This is a genomic window from Nocardia sp. NPDC056000, from assembly GCF_042269265.1.
Lineage (GTDB): Bacteria > Actinomycetota > Actinomycetes > Mycobacteriales > Mycobacteriaceae > Nocardia.
Genome location: NZ_JBHJXS010000010.1, coordinates 164,679 through 183,566, shown reverse-complemented (window position 1 = coordinate 183,566; position 18,888 = coordinate 164,679). Strand labels below are relative to the sequence as shown.

The 18,888-nt window shown below is 66.1% G+C and carries 19 protein-coding genes and 1 riboswitch; of the genes, 10 read left to right on the top strand and 9 right to left on the bottom strand.

Features of this window, described 5'->3' with window-relative positions:
* Window positions 1-77 precede the first annotated feature (77 nt).
* Together ACFC4D_RS28335 and ACFC4D_RS28330 are read right to left on the bottom strand one after the other, a co-directional pair.
* On the bottom strand, window positions 78-1,667 hold the full coding sequence (locus tag ACFC4D_RS28335; RefSeq protein ID WP_364640252.1) for an adenylate/guanylate cyclase domain-containing protein: 1,590 nt from the start codon (window positions 1,665-1,667) through the stop codon (window positions 78-80).
* Window positions 1,668-1,836: 169 nt separating this feature from the next.
* The gene (locus ACFC4D_RS28330; protein WP_376068241.1) at window positions 1,837-2,517 is read right to left on the bottom strand and encodes a hemolysin III family protein; all 681 of its coding nucleotides are present in this window, start codon (window positions 2,515-2,517) and stop codon (window positions 1,837-1,839) included.
* A gap of 294 nt (window positions 2,518-2,811) precedes the next feature.
* On the opposite strand from ACFC4D_RS28330, the gene ACFC4D_RS28325 reads away from it, so the two are divergent.
* Together ACFC4D_RS28325 and ACFC4D_RS28320 are read left to right on the top strand one after the other, a co-directional pair.
* Complete coding sequence (locus ACFC4D_RS28325; RefSeq protein ID WP_364640250.1) at window positions 2,812-3,591, top strand: isoprenyl transferase; 780 nt, start codon at window positions 2,812-2,814, stop codon at window positions 3,589-3,591.
* 139 nt (window positions 3,592-3,730) lie between these two features.
* Entirely contained in the window at window positions 3,731-4,324 is a 594-nt protein-coding gene (locus ACFC4D_RS28320) for a hypothetical protein (protein WP_375965410.1), read from the top strand.
* A 3-nt stretch (window positions 4,325-4,327) separates the two neighbouring features.
* Here the strand turns inward: ACFC4D_RS28320 and coaA are convergent, their stop codons facing one another.
* Window positions 4,328-5,260 carry a type I pantothenate kinase gene (coaA, locus tag ACFC4D_RS28315; RefSeq protein ID WP_364640244.1) on the bottom strand — a complete coding sequence of 311 codons (933 nt, stop codon included), beginning with the start codon at window positions 5,258-5,260 and terminating at the stop codon, window positions 4,328-4,330.
* Window positions 5,261-5,483: 223 nt separating this feature from the next.
* Between coaA and ACFC4D_RS28310 the strand changes: the two genes are divergently transcribed.
* Both ACFC4D_RS28310 and glyA read left to right on the top strand, forming a co-directional pair.
* Window positions 5,484-6,680 (top strand): DUF885 domain-containing protein, encoded by a 1,197-nt coding sequence (locus tag ACFC4D_RS28310; protein ID WP_376067965.1) that lies wholly within the window; start codon window positions 5,484-5,486, stop codon window positions 6,678-6,680.
* 46 nt (window positions 6,681-6,726) lie between these two features.
* A riboswitch (ZMP/ZTP riboswitch) is annotated at window positions 6,727-6,812 on the top strand.
* A gap of 117 nt (window positions 6,813-6,929) precedes the next feature.
* Entirely contained in the window at window positions 6,930-8,225 is a 1,296-nt protein-coding gene (gene glyA / locus ACFC4D_RS28305) for a serine hydroxymethyltransferase (protein ID WP_375965415.1), read from the top strand.
* Window positions 8,226-8,292: 67 nt separating this feature from the next.
* Here glyA and ACFC4D_RS28300 read toward each other — a convergent pair whose 3' ends face one another.
* Window positions 8,293-8,643 carry a glutaredoxin family protein gene (locus ACFC4D_RS28300; protein ID WP_375965417.1) on the bottom strand — a complete coding sequence of 117 codons (351 nt, stop codon included), beginning with the start codon at window positions 8,641-8,643 and terminating at the stop codon, window positions 8,293-8,295.
* Window positions 8,644-8,722: 79 nt separating this feature from the next.
* On the bottom strand, window positions 8,723-8,995 hold the full coding sequence (locus tag ACFC4D_RS28295) for a hypothetical protein (protein WP_364640232.1): 273 nt from the start codon (window positions 8,993-8,995) through the stop codon (window positions 8,723-8,725).
* Between the two features lie 21 nt (window positions 8,996-9,016).
* On the opposite strand from ACFC4D_RS28295, the gene ACFC4D_RS28290 reads away from it, so the two are divergent.
* The 4 genes from ACFC4D_RS28290 (at window position 9,017) to ACFC4D_RS28275 (ending at window position 12,782) form a co-directional block, all read left to right on the top strand.
* Entirely contained in the window at window positions 9,017-9,403 is a 387-nt protein-coding gene (locus ACFC4D_RS28290; protein ID WP_375965420.1) for a DUF488 domain-containing protein, read from the top strand.
* A gap of 337 nt (window positions 9,404-9,740) precedes the next feature.
* Window positions 9,741-11,033 carry a PhoH family protein gene (locus tag ACFC4D_RS28285; protein WP_364640524.1) on the top strand — a complete coding sequence of 431 codons (1,293 nt, stop codon included), beginning with the start codon at window positions 9,741-9,743 and terminating at the stop codon, window positions 11,031-11,033.
* Window positions 11,034-11,241: 208 nt separating this feature from the next.
* Window positions 11,242-11,763 (top strand): LGFP repeat-containing protein, encoded by a 522-nt coding sequence (locus tag ACFC4D_RS28280; protein ID WP_375965423.1) that lies wholly within the window; start codon window positions 11,242-11,244, stop codon window positions 11,761-11,763.
* Between the two features lie 161 nt (window positions 11,764-11,924).
* On the top strand, window positions 11,925-12,782 hold the full coding sequence (locus tag ACFC4D_RS28275; RefSeq protein WP_375965425.1) for an acyl-ACP desaturase: 858 nt from the start codon (window positions 11,925-11,927) through the stop codon (window positions 12,780-12,782).
* A gap of 70 nt (window positions 12,783-12,852) precedes the next feature.
* Here the strand turns inward: ACFC4D_RS28275 and ACFC4D_RS28270 are convergent, their stop codons facing one another.
* Together ACFC4D_RS28270 and ACFC4D_RS28265 are read right to left on the bottom strand one after the other, a co-directional pair.
* The gene (locus tag ACFC4D_RS28270) at window positions 12,853-13,275 is read right to left on the bottom strand and encodes a limonene-1,2-epoxide hydrolase family protein (protein WP_364640220.1); all 423 of its coding nucleotides are present in this window, start codon (window positions 13,273-13,275) and stop codon (window positions 12,853-12,855) included.
* Window positions 13,276-13,407: 132 nt separating this feature from the next.
* Window positions 13,408-14,139, bottom strand: coding sequence for a TetR/AcrR family transcriptional regulator (locus ACFC4D_RS28265; protein ID WP_376067963.1), 732 nt, complete (start codon window positions 14,137-14,139; stop codon window positions 13,408-13,410).
* A 103-nt stretch (window positions 14,140-14,242) separates the two neighbouring features.
* Here ACFC4D_RS28265 and ACFC4D_RS28260 point away from each other — a divergent pair, with 103 nt between their 5' ends.
* Entirely contained in the window at window positions 14,243-15,427 is a 1,185-nt protein-coding gene (locus tag ACFC4D_RS28260; RefSeq protein WP_376067961.1) for an FAD-dependent monooxygenase, read from the top strand.
* 76 nt (window positions 15,428-15,503) lie between these two features.
* On the opposite strand, the gene ACFC4D_RS28255 is transcribed toward ACFC4D_RS28260, so the two are convergent.
* Both ACFC4D_RS28255 and glpX read right to left on the bottom strand, forming a co-directional pair.
* A complete protein-coding gene (locus tag ACFC4D_RS28255; RefSeq protein ID WP_376067959.1) occupies window positions 15,504-16,910 on the bottom strand; it encodes a class II fumarate hydratase in 1,407 nt (468 codons plus the stop codon).
* A gap of 189 nt (window positions 16,911-17,099) precedes the next feature.
* The gene (glpX, locus tag ACFC4D_RS28250) at window positions 17,100-18,143 is read right to left on the bottom strand and encodes a class II fructose-bisphosphatase (protein ID WP_364640208.1); all 1,044 of its coding nucleotides are present in this window, start codon (window positions 18,141-18,143) and stop codon (window positions 17,100-17,102) included.
* A gap of 196 nt (window positions 18,144-18,339) precedes the next feature.
* Here glpX and ACFC4D_RS28245 point away from each other — a divergent pair, with 196 nt between their 5' ends.
* On the top strand, window positions 18,340-18,888 hold the full coding sequence (locus tag ACFC4D_RS28245) for a DUF4245 domain-containing protein (RefSeq protein ID WP_364640206.1): 549 nt from the start codon (window positions 18,340-18,342) through the stop codon (window positions 18,886-18,888).

Genomic DNA, 18,888 nt, shown 5'->3' with positions numbered 1-18,888 from the left:
CGCGGACCTACAGTTCCGGGCGTGTTTATCTCGAGATTCTCGCAGCGCTCCGACTATGCCGCGAATGCCGTGCATGACTAGTGATCGTTTGCCAGGTCGGCGGTCGCGACCGGGGGTGCGACCTGCTCCGGCTCGACCCGCGGGACGGTGCCGTTGCGGTGGCCTGACGTGCGGACCGGAACGTCGGTCCACCCTGGAGTGGGCTCCTTGCGGCCGCGGAGGTGGAGGGTGTCGTGCAGCACCCACTTGCTGCGCTCGAACTCGGCGGCGGCGTCGATGACGGCCTGACTGGCCAGGATGCGGCGGGGGGTTTGTTTGGCCTCGGTGGTGAGGCGGGCCGCCTCGTTGACGGCATCGCCGATCACGGTGAATTCCAGGCGGGTGTCCGCGCCGACATCGCCGGCGAAGACCATGCCGCGTGCGACGCCGATGCCGATATCGAGTTCTCCGGCGGCGGTCACCTCATCGCGAATGCGGCGGGCCGCCCGCAGCGCGGGGGTGGCGTTGTCGTCCAGGGCGATGGGTGCGCCGAAGATGCACAGGGCCGCATCGCCTTCGAACTTGTTCACCAGGCCGTGGTTCTCCTCGGTCGCGGCCACCACGATGGACAGCAGCCGGTTCAGCTTGGTGACGAAATCGTGCGGGGCGAGTTCGGTTGCCAGGGCCACGGATCCGGTGACATCGACGAAAAGCGCTGTCACCACGCGGGTGTCGCCGTTCAGATCGGTGACGCCGGTGGTGTCACCGGTGCCGGAGAGCGCCCGTTCGGCGACCTCGGTGCCGACGTGCCGCCCGAAAACAGTCAACATGCGTTCGCGCTCAGCGAGATTCGCGGCGAGCTCGTTCACCGAATGTTCGAGCCGCCCGATCTCGCTGGTGCTGCCGATCGGCACCCGCACATCGAGTTCGCCGCGCGCGATGCGATCCAGGGCGTCCCGCAGCGTGTGCATGGGGGTGGCGACAGCGCGCGATAGGGCCGCCGTTGCCACCGATCCGGCCGAAAGCCCCACCACCGCAAGGTATATGGCGGTGCGAATGCGGTCGGTGTACTCCGGCGTCGGATCGGCCAGCACGGTGATCATCATGAGCAGCGGCACCGCGCCCACCACCGCGAAGGTGACCAGCACCCGCATCAGCACGGTGGAACTCCAGTGCGCGGTATCGTCCAGCACCTCCGCGACCACCGGAATGGTGGGCCGGATCAGCCGGTCCACGATCAGATAGGTGATGGCCGCCGACTCCAGCGCGCCGAGCGTGAACATGGACAGCACCACCGCGAAATTCCGCGGTGCGGTGGCGTGCGCGAACAGCGCCGCCGCGATGATCACGCCCGGAATCCAGATGGCCAGCGCCCGCACCGTAATGCCCATGGGCAGTTGCAGCAGCCGCCGCGCCTCGGATTCGGTCGGTGCGCGCCGCTGATCCAGCCAGCCGAAATAGTGCGTCCGGTCACGCACCGCGAGCACGATGCCGATGGCCGCGCCGATGGTCGGATAGATGGACACCTGCACGAAGGTGCTCAGCCAATCCGAGCCGAGCCGCCCGAAGAAGCCGCTGAGCCACAATTCGATGGTGATCACCGCGAGGCCGCTGAGATTGCACGCCATGACCACGGCCGACAATCCCCATCGCGCGCGCAGCGCCCACAGGATGACCCTGCTGATCACGTCGCCAAAGGCGTCGCCGAGGCGACGGCCGTGTCGGGTGTTCGGGTGGGTGTCATCGCGGTGGCATGCCTAGGGTGTCGTCCGGCTATTGCTCAGGACTTTAGAGATCTTTCGTCCTGGATGGCACCTTTGTGAGTAATTGCTCCGCGAGTAACCGCTCGTGTCCCGCTCAGCGAAGCAGCACCAGCCAGACCGCGATGTAGTGGCAGAGCGCGGCGATCACCGTTGCGGCATGGAAGAACTCGTGATGGCCGAACACCTCCGGCCACGGGTCCGGCCAGCGCGCGGCATAGAGAATGCCGCCGACGCTGTACGCGATCCCGCCCGCGAGCAGCAGCAGGACCGGAGCCCAGCCCACATTCGAGATAAGCGTCCCCGCGACCGGCACGATGGCCCAGCCCAGCAGCAGATACAGCGGCACCCCGACCCAGCGGGGAGCGGTGGGCCACAACATCTTCAGGGCCACGCCCGCCAGCGCGCCGATCCAGACGACGGTCAGCAGGATGGTTCCGGCCTTGCCGCGCACTCCGAGCAGTGCGAACGGGGTGTACGAGCCCGCGATGAAAAGGAAGATCATCGAATGATCGGCCCGCTTCATCCACATGCGAGCGCGAGCGGTGCGCCAGTTCACCCGGTGGTAGGTGGCGCTGATGCCGAAGACGCCGCACACGGTCAGCCCGTAGACGGCCGTCGACCACACCGCGGTCGCGGACACGGTCGTGGCCACGCTCACCAGCACGATCACCGCGATGGCGGCCACGCCAACGGCCCAGGCGTGAATCCAGCCGCGCAGGCGCGGCTTGATCAGCGCGAGCTCCTCCCGGACGGTGTCGAGAGTCTTGTCCACCAGCCCGGCCTCCTGGTCGGTGCCGCCGGAAGCCTCCGCCACCGGGGCGGATGGTTGCACAGTGTCGGACACGAAGTTACCTCCTGAGTAACCTACGGTACCGTAGGTTAGCGGCGATCGGTCGCGGAAGTGTCGGATGACTCCCTCCCGATCCGGCCGGTCGGGCGAATCGGGCGAACCCGCACCCGCCCGGGTCGCGCGGTCCGGGCAGGCCGGTACATATCCGGCTATGTGCGCGTTTCACACCACTGTCCCGGTCGCTTCGGCCGTTGCCGAGAAGGCGTACTGTTCCTCTCCGTGAAGCTTGCGAGTCAGGTGCGTGGACTCCCTTATCGCATTTACGAAGCCAGGTTGTCCAAGCAACTGGCCGGTCGGCAGCATCCCAGGCATGTGGCGGTGATGTGCGACGGCAATAGACGCTGGGCACGCGAGAACGGCTTCACCGATGTGAGTCACGGGCATCGGGTGGGGGCGCTCAAGATCGCCGAACTGGTCGGCTGGTGCGGTGAGTCCGGCATCGAGATGGTCACCGTCTATCTGCTCTCGACCGAGAATCTGCGCCGCGATCGCGAAGAGCTGGAGACGCTCTTCGAGGTGATCACCGATGTGGTCGACGAATTGTCCGCGCCGGAACAGAATTCGAGCGTCCGCATCGTCGGCGCGCTCGATCAGTTGCCCGAGGATGTGGCCGGGCGATTGCGGGAGGCCGCCAAACGCACCGAGGGCCGCGACGGCGTGCACGTGAATGTGGCCATCGGCTACGGCGGCAGGCAGGAGATCACCGATGCGGTGCGCTCCCTGGTCCGCCAGGAGATCGACGCGGGGGAGCACGGCGAGGATCTGGTGCAGTCCATCACCGTGGACGCCATCGGCCAGCACCTCTATACCTCCGGTCAGCCGGATCCGGATCTGGTCATTCGCACCTCCGGTGAGCAGCGGCTCTCCGGATTCCTGCTGTGGCAGAGCGCCTATTCGGAGATCTGGTTCACCGAGGCATACTGGCCCGAGTTCCGGCGGGTGGATTTCCTGCGCGCCCTGCGCGATTTCGCGGCCCGGCACCGCCGCTTCGGCGTCTAGGCACCGCCGCTTCGGCGTCCAGACTGCTCCGTCTCAGGTGTGACAACGGGTGTACTTGCGACACGACCAGTCAACGGTTGTGTTGCAGTGCAATGGCTTCCGTGGTTCGCGGGGCTGTCGCTCCGTACCGTCGGAGTGCATGAGTGAGCTGAACCAAGGGCAGAGTGGCCCGGCGGATGTGGAGTCCTACCTCAGTTATGAGGAGTTCGGCCGCCGGTTCCTGGAATACGCGGCGTCACCGGAACGCATTTCGGGGGCATTCGAGAAACTCACCGGCGAGGCTTTCGAATTCGGCCCGATCGGGGTGGGACCGGGCCGCATCGCGAAACTCTCCGCCGCCGTGCGCCTGGGTCAGCCGCGTTTGAATCGTGAACCGCAGGAATATATTTCGTACGATCTGGTGATCCCGCTGGATGTCGACCTGCTCATCGACCTGGCGGTGGACCGCTATCCGTTCCACGTGGACGGCACCATTCACCTGCATCTCACCGTGCGCACCGCCGAACCGCTGCGGGTGCTCATCGAAATCGCCGAACCGCAGCCCAGCAATGTGCGCATCAATGTGGCCAGCGCGTCCCGCCGCGGTGAGCTGCTGCGCATTCTGGCCAGCGTCGATCATGAGATCCGCCGCTTCGTGGCGCGCTATATCGCCGAGGAGATCTGCAAGCCGAATATCCAGGCCGCCACCGATATCGATGTGGCGGCGCGCCTGGACGCGGCCTGGCGACTATGAGGTTCAGAGCTTGCGGAGCCGCAGCCGGTTGATGGTGTGATCGGAATCCTTGCGCAGCACCAGCGTCGCGCGCGGCCGGGTCGGCAGGATGTTCTCCACCAGGTTCGGCCGATTGGTGTTGTGCCAGATCTCTTTCGCCTGGTTGGTGGCTTCCTGATCATTGAAATTCGCGTAGTGGTGGAACGCGGAGTTCGGATCGGTGAAGGCGGTCTTGCGCAGTGACAGGAAGCGCTGCACGTACCACTTCTCGATGTCCTCGATGCGGGCGTCGACGTAGACGGAGAAGTCGAACAGATCCGACACCATCAGTCGCGGACCGGTTTGCAGCACATTGAGGCCCTCGACGATGAGGATGTCGGGCTGGCGTACGCAGTGGTACTCACCGGGCACGATGTCGTAGGCGATATGCGAGTACACCGGCGCGCACACCTCGGGCGCACCGGATTTCACCTCGGTGACGAAGCGCAGCAGCTTGCGCCGGTCGTAGGACTCCGGGAAACCCTTGCGGTGCATGATGCCGCGCCGGGTGAGTTCGGCTGTCGGATAGAGGAATCCGTCGGTGGTGACCAGATCCACCCGGGGATGGTGATCCCAGCGGGCCAGCAGCGCCTGGAGTACACGCGCGGTGGTCGATTTACCGACCGCGACCGATCCGGCCACGCCGATCACGTACGGCACCTGGCGGTCCGGATGACTTTCGCCGAGGAAGGTCGCGGTGGCGGCGAACAATCGCTGCTTGGCGGCGACCTGTAGGTGGATGAGCCGCGCCAGCGGCAGGTAGACCTCGGCCACTTCCTCGAGGTCGATCTGCTCGCCCAGGCCGCGCAGGCCGGTCAGTTCTTCCTCGGTGAGCACCAGGGGAGTCGACTTGCGCAGTGTGCGCCACTGCTTCCGGTCGAATTCCACGTAGGGACTCGGCTCGCTCATCCGTGCCATTTATCCACGTCCCAGGGTCGGGCGACAACAGTCTCGCGGAGTTCGTCCCGCCGCCGAGTCCGGCGAACCGGTAACCACTCCACGCATAGCCGAATTGTGCTCGGGTCCAACAGGGCGGTGAACACCAGGTGTTGCTACTCACCAGTAACCGGCGTGACATATGCCATAGCCGCGTCGGCGTCCACGTCACCGGAAGCCGTGCGATCCAATACAGTCGCCTGTTATGGCAGCGCATCCACTGGTCACCGAATACCTGCGTCTCGGTCTGGCTTTCGACCGGCTGGAGGAGGGTTTCGTCGACGCCTACACGGGTGATCCGGCACTGCGCAGGGAGAGCGAGAACGCGCCGAAGCCGGAGCCGCGCGCACTCGCGCACAAAGCCGCCGCGCTGCTGAAAGATCTGCCGGATGCGGGCCTCGCGCCCGAGCGCACCGAATTCCTGGACGCGCACCTGCGCGCGCTGGAATGCTCCGCGCGCAAATTCGCGGGCGATGACATCTCCTTCATCGATGAGGTGCGCGCGTATTTCGACGTCGATATCGCACCCGGTGACGAGGACGACTATCGCGACGCACATCGGCAACTAGACGAGGTGCTGCCGGGTGAGGGATCGCTGTTCGACCGCATCACCGCGCACCGCCGCGGCGATGAGATTCCGCCCGAACGGCTGCGCGAATGCGTGGACGCGTTCTCCAGCGCGCTGCGCGAGCTGGTGCGCGAACGCTATCCGCTGCCCGATCACGAACGCGTGGAATACGAAGTGGTGGGTGATAAGCCGTGGTCCGGCTTCAATTACTACCTGGGCAACTATCAGTCCCGGGTGGCCATCAACTCCGACCTGAAACAGCATCTGTCGCAGCTGCCGCATCTGATCGCGCACGAGTCGTATCCGGGTCATCACACCGAGCACTGCCGTAAGGAAGCCGGACTGGTGGGCGCGGGTCAGGATGAGCAGACCCTGTTCGTGGTCAACACCCCGCAGTGCCTGATGGCCGAGGGCCTGGCCGATCTGGCGCTGAAGTCCATCGTCGGCCCGGGCTGGGGCCGCTGGGCGCAGGAGATCTACGCCGATCTCGGGCTGCGCTTCGATGGTGAACGCGCGGAACGCATTTCGACCGCCTCGGCGAAACTGCTGGGCGTGCGCCAGGATGCCGCGCTACTGCTGCACGACCGGCATCGCGGCGAGGACGAGGTCGCGGAATTCCTGCAGCGCTGGAGTCTGGTCACACCCGAGCGCGCCCGCCAATCCCTGCGCTTCCTGTCCTCACCCCTGTGGCGCGCCTACATCTCCACCTATGTGGAGGGCTACCGCCTGCTCGGCGGCTGGCTCGATCAGGCCCCCGATTCATCCGATCGCTCGGAGCGTTTCCGCCGCCTCCTCGACGAACCCCTCACCCCGGGCGCGATCCGCCGAATGTGAGCATCGCGAAGTGCGAGTCCGAAGCATGGTCGGCTGCAAGATAAGCTGACACCACCGCGACTGGCGCACTCTGAGGTGGATGTAACCACCGGGAAGCACCGAAGTCCCGCACCGCGCGCCTGGGTGCTGGGCGTGAGGACTTTCGGCACCCCCGAGAATCCTCCGAGCACGGAGGTTGCGATGAATCAGCATCAAGACACACAGAACCCCCTGGCCGACACTCCGGGCGTGGCCAATACACTCGGCCCCGTGACGCAGACGACCTCCTCTGTCAATTCCCAGTCCCTCGCTGAGCTCGATCCCGAGGTCGCTGCCGCGATGGGCGGCGAGCTCGCCCGCCAGCGCGACACCCTCGAGATGATCGCCTCGGAGAACTTCGTGCCGCGCGCGGTGCTGCAGGCGCAGGGCAGCGTGCTCACCAACAAGTACGCCGAGGGCTACCCGGGCCGCCGCTACTACGGCGGCTGCGAGAACGTCGACATCGTCGAGGATCTCGCCCGCGCCCGCGTGACCGAGCTGTTCGGCGCGGATTACGCCAACGTGCAACCGCATTCGGGTGCGCAGGCCAATGCCGCGGTGCTGATGGCGCTGATGAACCCGGGCGAGAAGCTGCTCGGCCTGGATCTCGCGCACGGCGGTCACCTCACGCACGGTATGCGCCTGAACTTCTCGGGCAAGCTGTACGAGGTGCACGCCTACGGCGTCAGCAAGGAAGACCACCGCGTCGATATGGACGAGGTGCGCAAGATCGCCCGCGACACCCGCCCCAAGGTGATCGTCGCCGGTTGGTCCGCGTACCCGCGGCACCTGGATTTCGCGGCCTTCCGCGAGATCGCCGATGAGGTCGGCGCGTACCTGTGGGTCGATATGGCGCACTTCGCCGGTCTGGTCGCGGCCGGGCTGCACCCGTCGCCGGTGCCGCACGCCGATGTGGTGTCCTCCACCGTGCACAAGACCCTGGGCGGTCCCCGCTCCGGTCTGATCCTGGCCAAGCAGGAATTCGCCAAGAAGCTGAACTCGGCGGTGTTCCCGGGTCAGCAGGGTGGTCCGCTCATGCACGCCATCGCCGCCAAGGCCGTGTCGTTCAAGATCGCCGGCACCCCCGAGTTCAAGGAGCGCCAGGAGCGCACCCTGTCCGGTGCGAAGATCCTGGCCGAGCGCCTGACCGCCGCCGACTGCACCGCCAAGGGCATCAACGTGCTCACCGGCGGTACCGATGTGCACCTGGTCCTGGTGGACCTGCGCAACTCGCAGCTGGACGGTCAGCAGGGCGAGGATCTGCTGCACGAAATCGGAATCACCGTGAACCGCAACGCCGTTCCGTTCGACCCGCGCCCGCCGATGGTCACCTCGGGTCTGCGCATCGGCACCCCGGCGCTGGCCACCCGCGGCTTCGGCGATACCGAGTTCACCGAGGTCGCCGAGATCATCGCGGCCGCCCTCACCGGCTCCGCCGATCTGGATTCGCTGCGTCAGCGCGTTTCCACGCTGGCCCAGCAGTTCCCCCTCTACGAGGGCCTGGAGGACTGGCGTCTGCTCGGCTGAGTCCCAGCCATAGGCAATAGGGCCCGCAGCGATCGAAATCGCTGCGGGCCTTCTGCTTTGCGGAGGGTCAGTTGGCCTGGGGCGGGCGCGGGCGAGGGAGGTCGTCGCGGCGGATCGGCCAGTAGCTCTTCGGCCCGCCGGTCAACGCGGGGGCGTCGGTGTTGATCACCGTGAGCAGCCACTGCGGTCGCGGATTGACCCAATAGCGCTCCTGCGCACCGATTGTCAGCTTCACCGTCGGCACCGTCTCATTGCCGTCGGCGACCTTGCGGACGAATGCCGCGGCCTCCGGATCGTCCCAGATATCGATCTCGCTGTAGACGATCCCGTTGCGATTGAGCACCCGGCGCAGGCGAGCGCAGAAGGGGCAGCCCGGGCGTCGATAGACGACCAGCTCCGGGGTGGTCTCAGCGGTCATGTCCGGATTCTAGAGCCGAAAGGGATTGCCCGCGAACACCATCGCGGTACCGGTTCCGGCGGTACCGCACAGCTATCGACTAGGAGCGTTTGGTCAGGTAGTCGATGTACATCGGGCGCAGCACCTCGCCGATCTCGCCTTCGCCCGCGTGCACGTAGTCGTCCAGCATGGGCAGCACGTACTTGATGTCGGCCTCGCTCTCGCCCAGATCGCCCGCGGCGGCCTCGGCGGCGGGGATGGACTTGAGCAGCTCCCAGAGGAACTTCACATCACCGTGGCGAACCGCCAGCTTCACGGCCCGGTCGTGCAAATCCTTGGTGGAGAGCGCCTCGAGTTCCTGTGTATCGGCCATGACCTCGACTGTAATGGACCGATGGCACAGCAACCGAGGTACCGGGTCAAGCGTGTGTACGACGCGCCCGCGGCCGATGACGGCCGCCGGGTGCTGGTGGATCGACTGTGGCCGCGCGGGGTCAGCAAACAGGCGGCGGCGATCGACGAATGGGTGAAGGAGGTGACGCCCTCGAACGAACTCCGGAAGTGGTATCACGACGATCCGGACACGCGACGCGCCGAATTCGAGACACGGTATCGAGTTGAACTCGCCGCGGACCCGGCGCAGGCCGCTTTGGCGCGTTTGCGCCGCGAGGCCGCCGCGGAACCGTTGACGCTGGTGACGGCGGTGAAAGTGCCTGAGCACAGTCACGTCCCGATCCTGCTCGATGAATTGGACGAAACGCCCAGAGGGGGAGCGCGTTAACGAGTTCTTCACCAATGTGCCTGCCAGTCGGGAAGCCGGATCGCGATTTCGAATGTAGCGTCGGTTGTGCGGGCCGCGTAGGTGTGGTTCGTACGGGAGGTCCTGATCGTGACTGAGCAACTCAGTGCGAGGGGGCCGGCACCCGGCCCTCGGGTCGTACGACCCTAGAGCCCGACCGGCCCAGCGAGAACGCTTGCGCGGTGCCGCGCGAGTGGCAAAGGAGCCCACCGTGACTGATGCACGCTCCGTCAACGCTCCCACACCGAGCGCCGCCTCCAACCGGGGCACGCGCACCACAGGTCCGGGAGTTCGCGCCTCGCAGTCGTCCGAATCAGGACTGAAAACCTTCGTCGTGGATACGTCGGTACTGCTCTCCGACCCTTGGGCACTGACACGCTTCGGCGAGCATCACGTGGTGCTGCCGCTCGTGGTCATCAGTGAACTCGAGGCAAAACGTCACCACCACGAACTGGGCTGGTTTGCCCGCGAGGCACTTCGGATGCTGGACGATCTTCGTCTGGCCCACGGTCGGCTTGATCAGCGGATACCGGTCGGAACCGGTGGCGGGACACTCCAGGTGGAGTTGAACCACACCGATCCGAATGTGCTGCCCGTCGGATTCCGCACCGACAGCAACGATTCCAGGATTCTCGCCTGCGCGCTCAACTTCGCGGCCGAGGGTCAGCGAGTCGTACTGGTATCCAAGGACATTCCGATGCGCGTCAAGGCGAGCGCGGTCGGCCTGCGGGCCGAGGAATATCACGCACAGGATGTCGTCACCTCCGGCTGGACCGGCATGGTGGAGATGGAGGTGGGCTCCGAAATCGTCGACAAGCTCTACAGCGATTCGGTGATCGATCTGGATGAGGCCCGGGATATGCCGTGCCACACCGGTATTCGGCTACTGAGCGCCCGGGGCAGCGCACTGGCCCGCGTCTCGCCGGATAAGCGGGTGCAGCTGGTGCGCGGTGACCGGGAGGCGTTCGGCCTGCACGGCCGTTCCGCCGAACAGCGCATCGCCCTGGATCTGCTGCTGGACGAGAGCATCGGCATCGTGTCGATGGGCGGCCGCGCCGGAACCGGCAAGTCCGCGCTCGCGCTGACGGCGGGCCTGGAAGCGGTGCTGGAGCGCCGCACCCATCGCAAGGTGGTGGTCTTCCGTCCGCTGTACGCGGTCGGCGGCCAGGATCTGGGCTATCTGCCCGGCTCCGAGAGCGAGAAGATGGGGCCGTGGGCGCAGGCCGTCTTCGACACCCTGGACGGGCTCGCCAGCCCGGAGGTGATGGAGGAGGTGCAGGCGCGCGGCATGCTGGAGGTGTTGCCGCTCACCCACATTCGCGGGCGGTCGCTGCACGATTCCTTCGTGATCGTGGACGAGGCGCAGTCCCTCGAACGCAATGTGCTGCTCACGGTGCTGAGCCGATTGGGCAGTGGATCGCGGGTGGTACTCACGCACGATGTGGCCCAGCGCGACAATCTGCGAGTCGGGCGACACGACGGTGTCGCCGCGGTGATCGAGAAGCTCAAGGGGCATCCGCTCTTCGCGCACATCACCCTGACCCGCAGTGAGCGTTCGCCGATCGCGGCGCTGGTCACCGAGATGCTGGAGGAGTTCGGCCCCAACGCGTAAGCGTTGCCGGTCTGCTCGAAACCCGTGAAAACCCTTGCCCGGCCGAGTCGATTCGTCGACTCGGTCGGGCAAATTCATGGCGTGTGTTTCATCTCATAATCCGCAGGGTATATTCCGGTCAAATACCTGCTCGTCGGTCGATTCGGTGAGAAGTGTGTATTCGCCGAAAGATTGCCGAGTGGCTGGCCCGGGTTATCGAGAGGATGCAATGCACACCTTCGCTCGACGTTCGGCCGGTTTCATCGCGGCCCTCGCAGTCATCACCGCCTTCACCGCGGGCTGCGATAAGGACAACAAGGATTCGAAATCCGATACGGCGACCACCAGTACCACGGTCATGGCCGAGACCACCACCGAGCACGCCACCGAAACCAAGATCGCCACCCGCGATGGCGCGGAGGTCACCGTCGCCGGTGACTTCTTGGCCAAGTACAACGAAATGGGCGGCGTGACAGGCCCGCTCGGCCTGCCCACCGGCGCACAGCAGGAGGGCCCCGGCGGCGGCAAGATGCAGGAATTCGCGGGCGGCGCGATCGTCTCCAGCCCGGCCACCGGAATCCACGTGGTGTGGGGCGAGATTCGCAAGGCGTGGGAGGAGAACGGCGGCCCGAGCGGCAAACTCGGCTACCCCACCTCCGACGAGACCGATATCACCGGCGGTAAGCAGAGCGAGTTCACCGGCGGCACCATCACCTGGGTCGACAACAAGACCACCGTCACCGAGAAGTGAGCGTTCCCAGCCGATAGTGGACGGCGCGGTCCGGAGCCTTCCCCGCCCCGGACCGCGCTGACCCGTTGTTTTCCTGTGCGGATACCAACGGGACGGCGATAGCGATTGTGAATGCGAGGCGAAGATCCCCACGTTTGCTCCGCAGCCGCTAGGTTGTCTCCGTGCAGAAGCAATTGGCCGACCGGGAACTGTTGGACTGGCTCGCGGCAGAGGTGGAGGCGAACCTCACCCGCCATATCGCGGCGGCCGCCGAATGGCAGCCCCATGACTACGTGCCGTGGGATGACGGCCGCAATTTCGAGTTCCTCGGCGGAACCGATTGGGAGCCCGGGCAATCCGAGCTCAGCGAGGTCTCCAAGCTCGCCCTCACGGTGAGCGTGCTGGTTGCCGACAATCTGCCCTCCTATCACCGGGAGATCGGCATGTACCTGCGGACCGGCGCCTGGTGGCGCTGGGTCGGCCGCTGGACCGCCGAGGAGAACCGGCACGAGATCCTGATCCGCAACTACCTCATGGTGACCCGCGCGGTCGATCCGATCGGACTCGAGCGCCTGCGCATGGCGCATATGACCGAGAGCTTCCGCCGTCCCGCCATGCACCTGATCGATGTGCTGGCCACCTGCGCGTTCGAAGAGCTGGCTGCGGCCGTGCGGCATCGCAATACCGCCGCCACCGCGGACAATCCGATCGTCGCGTCCATCGCCGAGCGCCTGGCCGCCGATGACGAACTGCAGGCGGTGTTCTTCGCGAACATCGTCGCGGCCGCCCTCGACGTGGTTCCGGATCAGGCCGTGCGCGCCATCGCCGACCGCGTCGCCGACTTCCACGTGCCCGTGGTCAAGCTCGCCGACGGCAAGACCAGTGACGAGGTGCTCGCCGAGGCGGGCATCTACGACAGCGCGAACGAGCCCGCGCTGGTCTTCGGCCCGCTGCTCGAACAGTGGAAGATCTTCACCCGCACCGACTTCAGCGAAGCCGGTGAGAAGGCCCGCGCCGAACTGGATCACCTGCGACCCTGATTCCACACCGTCGTGGATACGCCGGCTGTCCCGATTCGGGGCAGCCGGTTTTGCGTTTCGGTGCGGAACCTCAGCGGGAGAGCGCGGCCCGGAACAGTCCGGCCACGGTGCCGCGCAGGAAGTTCTCCCAGCTGAAGTGGTCGTGCCACAGCGTGATTCGGCCATCGCTCAGTTCGAAGGTGCCGCACACCCAGAACGCGATCTCCACCGGTCCGAAGCGCAGATAATCGGTGCGCTCGGTGAGCACCACGCCATCCTCGTCCGCGGCGATGTGATGCATATCCACGCGGAATCCGTAGCGCGGGTTGGCGAGCTTGTCCAGCACCCACCGCACCCGGTCGATCCCGCGCACATCCGGTAGCGAGGTGTTCTTCCAGACGATGCCGGGATCGGCCAGTTCGAGGGCCTCGGTGACGGCCTTCATCTCCATCGCGGCGAAGAACTCCCGCACCGTGGTGACCGCATCCTGCTGCAACTCAGGTATCTCCGACATAACTCGAGCCTAAGCCGAAGTCCCGCGCGGCCATAGAACTTCGGCCCACCGCCCCCAACTTCGCACCCCTTCGTCATCACCCGGCTCCGTCATCCCGGCATGCTTTTGGCCGGGATCCACACCGCGCGATGACTACTTCCTGCTGTCGATCAGCACGCCGAGCCCGTCGAGGATCCGGTCGATGCCGAAGCTCAGGGCGTTGTTCCGGCCGGAGTCCTCGTCCGGGCGCGCCGCCTGTTCGGCGAGCGCCTCGGCCACGTGCGGGAAGCGTTCGCCGTGCTCCATCAGGACCGCGCCCATCTCCTTGACGAGTTGCGCTTCCATATCCGCGTCACCGTTGCCGCCGCCGACCTGTTGGATCAGGGCGCGGGCGTGGCCGATCAACAGCACGGTGGCGTCGAAGCGTTCGGCGGCGTCGAGACCGCTGCCGTCGAGTGCGGTGAGACTGCTTTCGAGCCAGCCCATTTCGTTCGGCCCCATGGGCCGGATGCCGGGTGTCAGTTCCAGCGCCCACGGGTGCGTGTCGTAGCGCTCGGCGATGGATTCGGTCCACAGCCGCAGGTAGTCGCGCCACGGTTCGGCCGAATTCGCCGGGGCCGCAATCGGTTCCGGCGGTGCGCCGAGGGCGGCGTCGATCATGAGCGCGATGAGTTCGGTTTTGCCCGGCACGTACCGGTAGAGCGCCATCTTCGCGCAGCCGATGCGCTCGGCCAGGCGCTGCATGGACAGGTTCGCGAGTCCCTCGGTATCGGCGAGTGCGATGGCCTCGGTGACGATCCGCTCCAGCGTGAGCGAGGGTTTCGGTCCGCGTTTGGGTTTCGCGGGTGCGCCCCAGAGCAGTTCGAACGAGGTCGGTGCCGGCATCGTCGCCATCCTTCCGAAAACTGTCGCTTGACGTTCTTCTGCGTCCAGCATACGCTAATTAACAACAGCGGCCGACGGACGCAATTAACGAAGGATAGACATCATGCGTAAGACCACCGTTCTCATCTCGGGCGCTTCCATCGCGGGCCCGGCCCTGGCCTACTGGCTCGATCGCTACGGCTTCACGGTCACCGTCGTGGAGAAGGCCCCGGCTCTGCGGCAGGGCGGCCAGGCCGTCGACTTCACCGGTCACACCCATATGACCGTGCTCGAGCGCATGGGCATCCTGGAGGACGTCAAGGCTCGCCAGACCGGTAAGACCGATATGGTCATCGTCGACGAGGCGGGCAACCAAAAAGCGCTCATCTCAGGCGATTTCACCGGCGGCGATATCGAGATCCTGCGCGGCGATCTGTCCGAGGTCATGTACGAGCGCACCGCAGGCCAGTGCGAATACCTCTTCGACGACACCATTACCGCCCTGGCGGACACCGCCGACGGCGTGCACGTCGAATTCGCCAATGCCCCCGCCCGCACCTTCGACCTGGTCATCGGCGCGGACGGCATCCACTCCCGGGTGCGCAAACTGGCCTTCGGCCCGGAGGAGAAGTTCGTCAAGCATCAGGGCCACTACTACTCGATCGCGGGGGCCTCGAACTGGGAAGCGCATCCGGACGCGCCCCGTGAGCGGGCCGTCTCCTATGCCCTGAACACCCCCGGCCGACTCGCATCGCTGGGCAGTTCCAAGGCCGGGCAGATGTACCTGTTCGCTTCGCCCAAGCTGGATTTCGACCGCGATGATCTCGATGCCCAGCGCCGCATCCTCGCCGAGAAGTTCGCCGGGCTCGGCTGGGAGGTGCCCAAGATGCTCGCCGAACTGCCGGGTCTGAAGGGCTTCTTCCTGGACTCCATCGCCAAGGTGACCATGAAGGATTTCGTCAAGGGCCGCGTCGCACTGCTCGGCGACGCCGGTTACGGCAACACCATGGCCGGCTTCGGCACCGGGCTCGCGGTGGTCGGCGCATACGTGCTGGCCGGTGAATTGGCGGCCGCCGACGGCGATCACACCGTCGCCTTCCCGCGCTATCAGGAGATGATGAAGCGCTACAGCAAGCTGGCGGGCGGCGCGAACGCCGGACCGTTCCTGGCCCCCAAGACCGCGCTCGGCCTGCGCGTGCGCAATTGGTTCCTGACCTCGTGGGCCTTCGACATGATGATGAAGTCCACCGAGAAGTCCAAGAACGATATCGAGCTGAAGAACTACCCGGAAATCCTTGCGGGGCGGTGAGTTACGGCCCGGGTGACAAATGAACGGACCCGGTGGCGATCGCCACCGGGTCCGTTTTCCTTGCCGCGGACGAGCGTCAGTCCTTCTTGTCCTCGACCTTGGCCATGGACAGCACATCGAGACGGCGATCGAGTTCCGCCTCGGACAGGTTGTCGCCGATCAGACCGCGATCGATGACGGTCTGGCGAATCGTCTTGTGCGCCTTGACCGCTTCCTTCGCCACGGCGGCGGCTTCCTCGTAGCCGATGGCCGAATTCAGCGGTGTCACGATGGAGGGGGAGGACTCCGCGAGGCGGCGCAGCCGCTCCTCGTTCGCGACCAGGCCGACGATGCACTTATCGGCGAACAGGCGAGAAACATTGGCCAGCAGTCGAATCGACTCCAGCACATTGCGCGCCATCACCGGGATGTACACGTTCAGCTCGAACGCGCCATTGCCGCCGCCCCAGGCGATGGCCGCGTCATTGCCGATGACCTGCGCGGCGACCTGGGTAACCGCTTCCGGGAGAACCGGATTCACCTTGCCGGGCATGATCGACGAACCGGGCTGCAAATCCGGCAGCTGAATCTCGGCGAGGCCGGTGAGCGGGCCGGAACCCATCCAGCGCACATCATTGGCGATCTTGGTGAGGCTGATGGCGACGGTGCGCAGCGCGCCGGACAGCTCCACCAGACCGTCGCGCGCGGCCTGCGCCTCGAAGTGATTGCGGGCCTCGGACAGCGCGTCCAGATCCGTCGACTTCTTCAGTTCCACAACGACTTTCGCGCCGAAGCCATCGGGCGCGTTCAACCCGGTGCCGACCGCGGTGCCGCCGATGGCCAGCTCGCCCAGCCGGGGCAGCGTGGTCAGCAGGCGCTCGATCCCCGCGCTCACCTGCCGGGTGTATCCGCTGAACTCCTGACCCAGGGTGATCGGCACCGCGTCCATGAGATGCGTGCGACCGGACTTCACCACATCGCGCCACTCCACCGACTTGTCCAGCAGTGCCAGCCGCAGATGATCCAGCGCCGGAACGAGATCCTTCACCACGGCCTCGGTCGCCGCGACATGCGTTGCGGTGGGGAAGGTGTCGTTCGACGACTGCGACATGTTCACATCGTCGTTGGGGTGCACGGTGACGCCCTCGCGCGCGGCGATGCTCGCGATCACCTCGTTGGCGTTCATATTCGAGCTGGTGCCCGAACCGGTCTGGAAGACGTCGATGGGGAATTGATCGTCATGTTTGCCGTCGGCGATTTCGGTGGCGGCGGCCACGATCGCGTCGGCCTTGATCGGATCGAGCAGGCCCAGGTCCCGGTTCACGGTGGCGCAGGCGGCTTTCAGCAGGCCGAGCGCGCGGATCTGCGCACACTCCAGGCCGCGGCCGCTGATGGGGAAGTTCTCCACCGCACGCTGGGTTTGCGCGCGCCACAACGCCTGTACTGGGACGCGGACTTCGCCCATCGTGTCATGTTCGATGCGGTACTGGGTGTCGTCGGTCATGGATTCGACCCTAGGCCGGGACGGGGGTGCGTGGGGGTGCCACGCCTGAGGCAATCAGCACACGCGGACCCGGAATACGGCGGGATCCGCCGCCGGATACGGCGACGGCCGCCGCGCATCCATCGCACGGCGGCCGTCATGATCCGGCTCCGGTCACCGAAGGCGTTGCCCCGGTGCCGGATTCGATGTTCAGAACATCGGGGGAGTGGCATCCTCGTCGCCGACGAAATCGACCGAGGCGTATTCGCGCAGCTTGGTCAGACGGTGGTAGGCGTCCACCATGCGCACGGTGCCGGACTTGGCGCGCATGACGATGGACTGGGTGTACGCGCCGCCGCCGTAGTAGCGCACGCCGCGCAGCAGATCACCGTCGGTGACGCCGGTGGCGCTGAAGAAGATGTCCTCACCGGAGACCAGGTCCTCGGTGGTGAGCACGCGATCGAGATCGTGGCCCGCGTCGATGGCCTTCTGGCGCTCGGCGTCATCGGTCGGGGCCAGCTTGGCCTGCAGCGCACCGCCCATACAGCGCATGGCCGCCGCGGCGATGATGCCCTCGGGGGTGCCGCCGATGCCGATCAGCAGGTCGACGCCGGATTCGGGACGGGCACAGGCGATCGCGCCCGCGACGTCACCGTCGGAGATGAGGCGGATGCGCGCACCGGCCTCACGAACCTCGCTCATATGCTTGGCGTGCCGGGGGCGATCCAGGATGCAGACCGTGAGGTCCGAGACCGAGGAGTTCTTGGCCTTGGCCACGCGGCGCAGGTTCTCCGCGATTGGGGCCGATAGGTCGATGACATCGGCGGCGTCCGGGCCGACGGCGATCTTCTCCATGTAGAACACGGCCGACGGATCGAACATCGCGCCGCGCTCGGCGACCGCGAGCACGGAGATGGCGCCGGGCGAGCCCTTGGACATCAGCGTGGTGCCGTCGATCGGGTCGACCGCGAAGTCGAGTTCCGCGCCCTCACCGTTGCCGACGAGTTCGCCGTTGTACAGCATGGGCGCTTCGTCCTTCTCGCCCTCGCCGATGACCACGATGCCGCGCATCGAAACGGTCGACACCAGCTGGCGCATGGCGTCGACGGCCGCGCCGTCGCCGCCCTCCTTGTCACCGCGTCCGACCCAGCGTCCCGCGGCCATTGCGCCGGCCTCGGTGACCCGGACCAACTCCAATGCGAGATTGCGGTCCGGGGCCTCGCGGCGGCTGGGTGCGGGCGTGGGTGCCGTCATTACGGTGCCTCCTTGGTTGTCAACTGCTGGGTAAATTGTCGCATTGCGCTTTCGCGGCCCAACCAAGTACTGACGTTTCACTTCCGCACCGGTCCTGGACCTTTACGGATGCGCCGCTTGACGGCGCGCGGGTGCAAGGGTCGCCGCAGCGGCCCTGTGAGGTGGGTCGCATTCCCCTCCCGTGGATACTGGGGGCGTGCCGAACACCAAGCCGCGGATCCTGAACGACTGGAAAGACCTGTTCTGGTCCCTCTTTCCCCTGGTCCTGATCTGCCTGGCCATCGCGGGCATCGCCAGTCAGTGCAGCTTCACCGCGGGCGGCCCGAAGGCGGGGAACATCCCGAACTTCGACGCGCACAGCGCATTCACCGATGACGCGAAGCAGCTCCCGTTCGGCATTCGCGAACCCGTGCTGCCCGCGGACTGGAAGGCCAACTCCGGCAACCGGGAACCCGGCGTCTCCAGCACGGTCGGCTACATCACCCCGCAGGGCAGCTATATGCAGGTGACGCAGTCCAATGCCACCGAGGAAGCCTTGGCGCGCAAGGTCGCGGGCACCCGATACGCCACCGGCGTACAGCAGATCGGCGATCGCAAATGGGTCGTCTACGCCGAACCCGGCACCGAACCCGCCTGGATCGCCGACTACGGCGACACCCGCGTACTGATCAAGGGCGCGGGCAACAACGGAGCCTTCACCACCTTGGCCACCGCGGTCACCAGCGCCCAGCCGCTGCCGAAGTAG

Excerpts from the sequence above, each read along its gene's own strand:
- ACFC4D_RS28320 (WP_375965410.1), top strand. The coding sequence starts at position 3,731 with ATGAGTGAGCTGAACCAAGGGCAGAGTGGCCCGGCGGATGTGGAGTCC.
- coaA (WP_364640244.1), bottom strand. The coding sequence starts at position 5,260 with ATGGCACGGATGAGCGAGCCGAGTCCCTACGTGGAATTCGACCGGAAG.
- ACFC4D_RS28310 (WP_376067965.1), top strand. The coding sequence starts at position 5,484 with ATGGCAGCGCATCCACTGGTCACCGAATACCTGCGTCTCGGTCTGGCT.
- ACFC4D_RS28300 (WP_375965417.1), bottom strand. The coding sequence starts at position 8,643 with ATGACCGCTGAGACCACCCCGGAGCTGGTCGTCTATCGACGCCCGGGC.
- ACFC4D_RS28295 (WP_364640232.1), bottom strand. The coding sequence starts at position 8,995 with ATGGCCGATACACAGGAACTCGAGGCGCTCTCCACCAAGGATTTGCAC.
- ACFC4D_RS28290 (WP_375965420.1), top strand. The coding sequence starts at position 9,017 with ATGGCACAGCAACCGAGGTACCGGGTCAAGCGTGTGTACGACGCGCCC.
- ACFC4D_RS28280 (WP_375965423.1), top strand. The coding sequence starts at position 11,242 with ATGCACACCTTCGCTCGACGTTCGGCCGGTTTCATCGCGGCCCTCGCA.
- ACFC4D_RS28270 (WP_364640220.1), bottom strand. The coding sequence starts at position 13,275 with ATGTCGGAGATACCTGAGTTGCAGCAGGATGCGGTCACCACGGTGCGG.
- ACFC4D_RS28265 (WP_376067963.1), bottom strand. The coding sequence starts at position 14,139 with ATGCCGGCACCGACCTCGTTCGAACTGCTCTGGGGCGCACCCGCGAAA.
- ACFC4D_RS28260 (WP_376067961.1), top strand. The coding sequence starts at position 14,243 with ATGCGTAAGACCACCGTTCTCATCTCGGGCGCTTCCATCGCGGGCCCG.
- ACFC4D_RS28255 (WP_376067959.1), bottom strand. The coding sequence starts at position 16,910 with ATGACCGACGACACCCAGTACCGCATCGAACATGACACGATGGGCGAA.
- glpX (WP_364640208.1), bottom strand. The coding sequence starts at position 18,143 with ATGACGGCACCCACGCCCGCACCCAGCCGCCGCGAGGCCCCGGACCGC.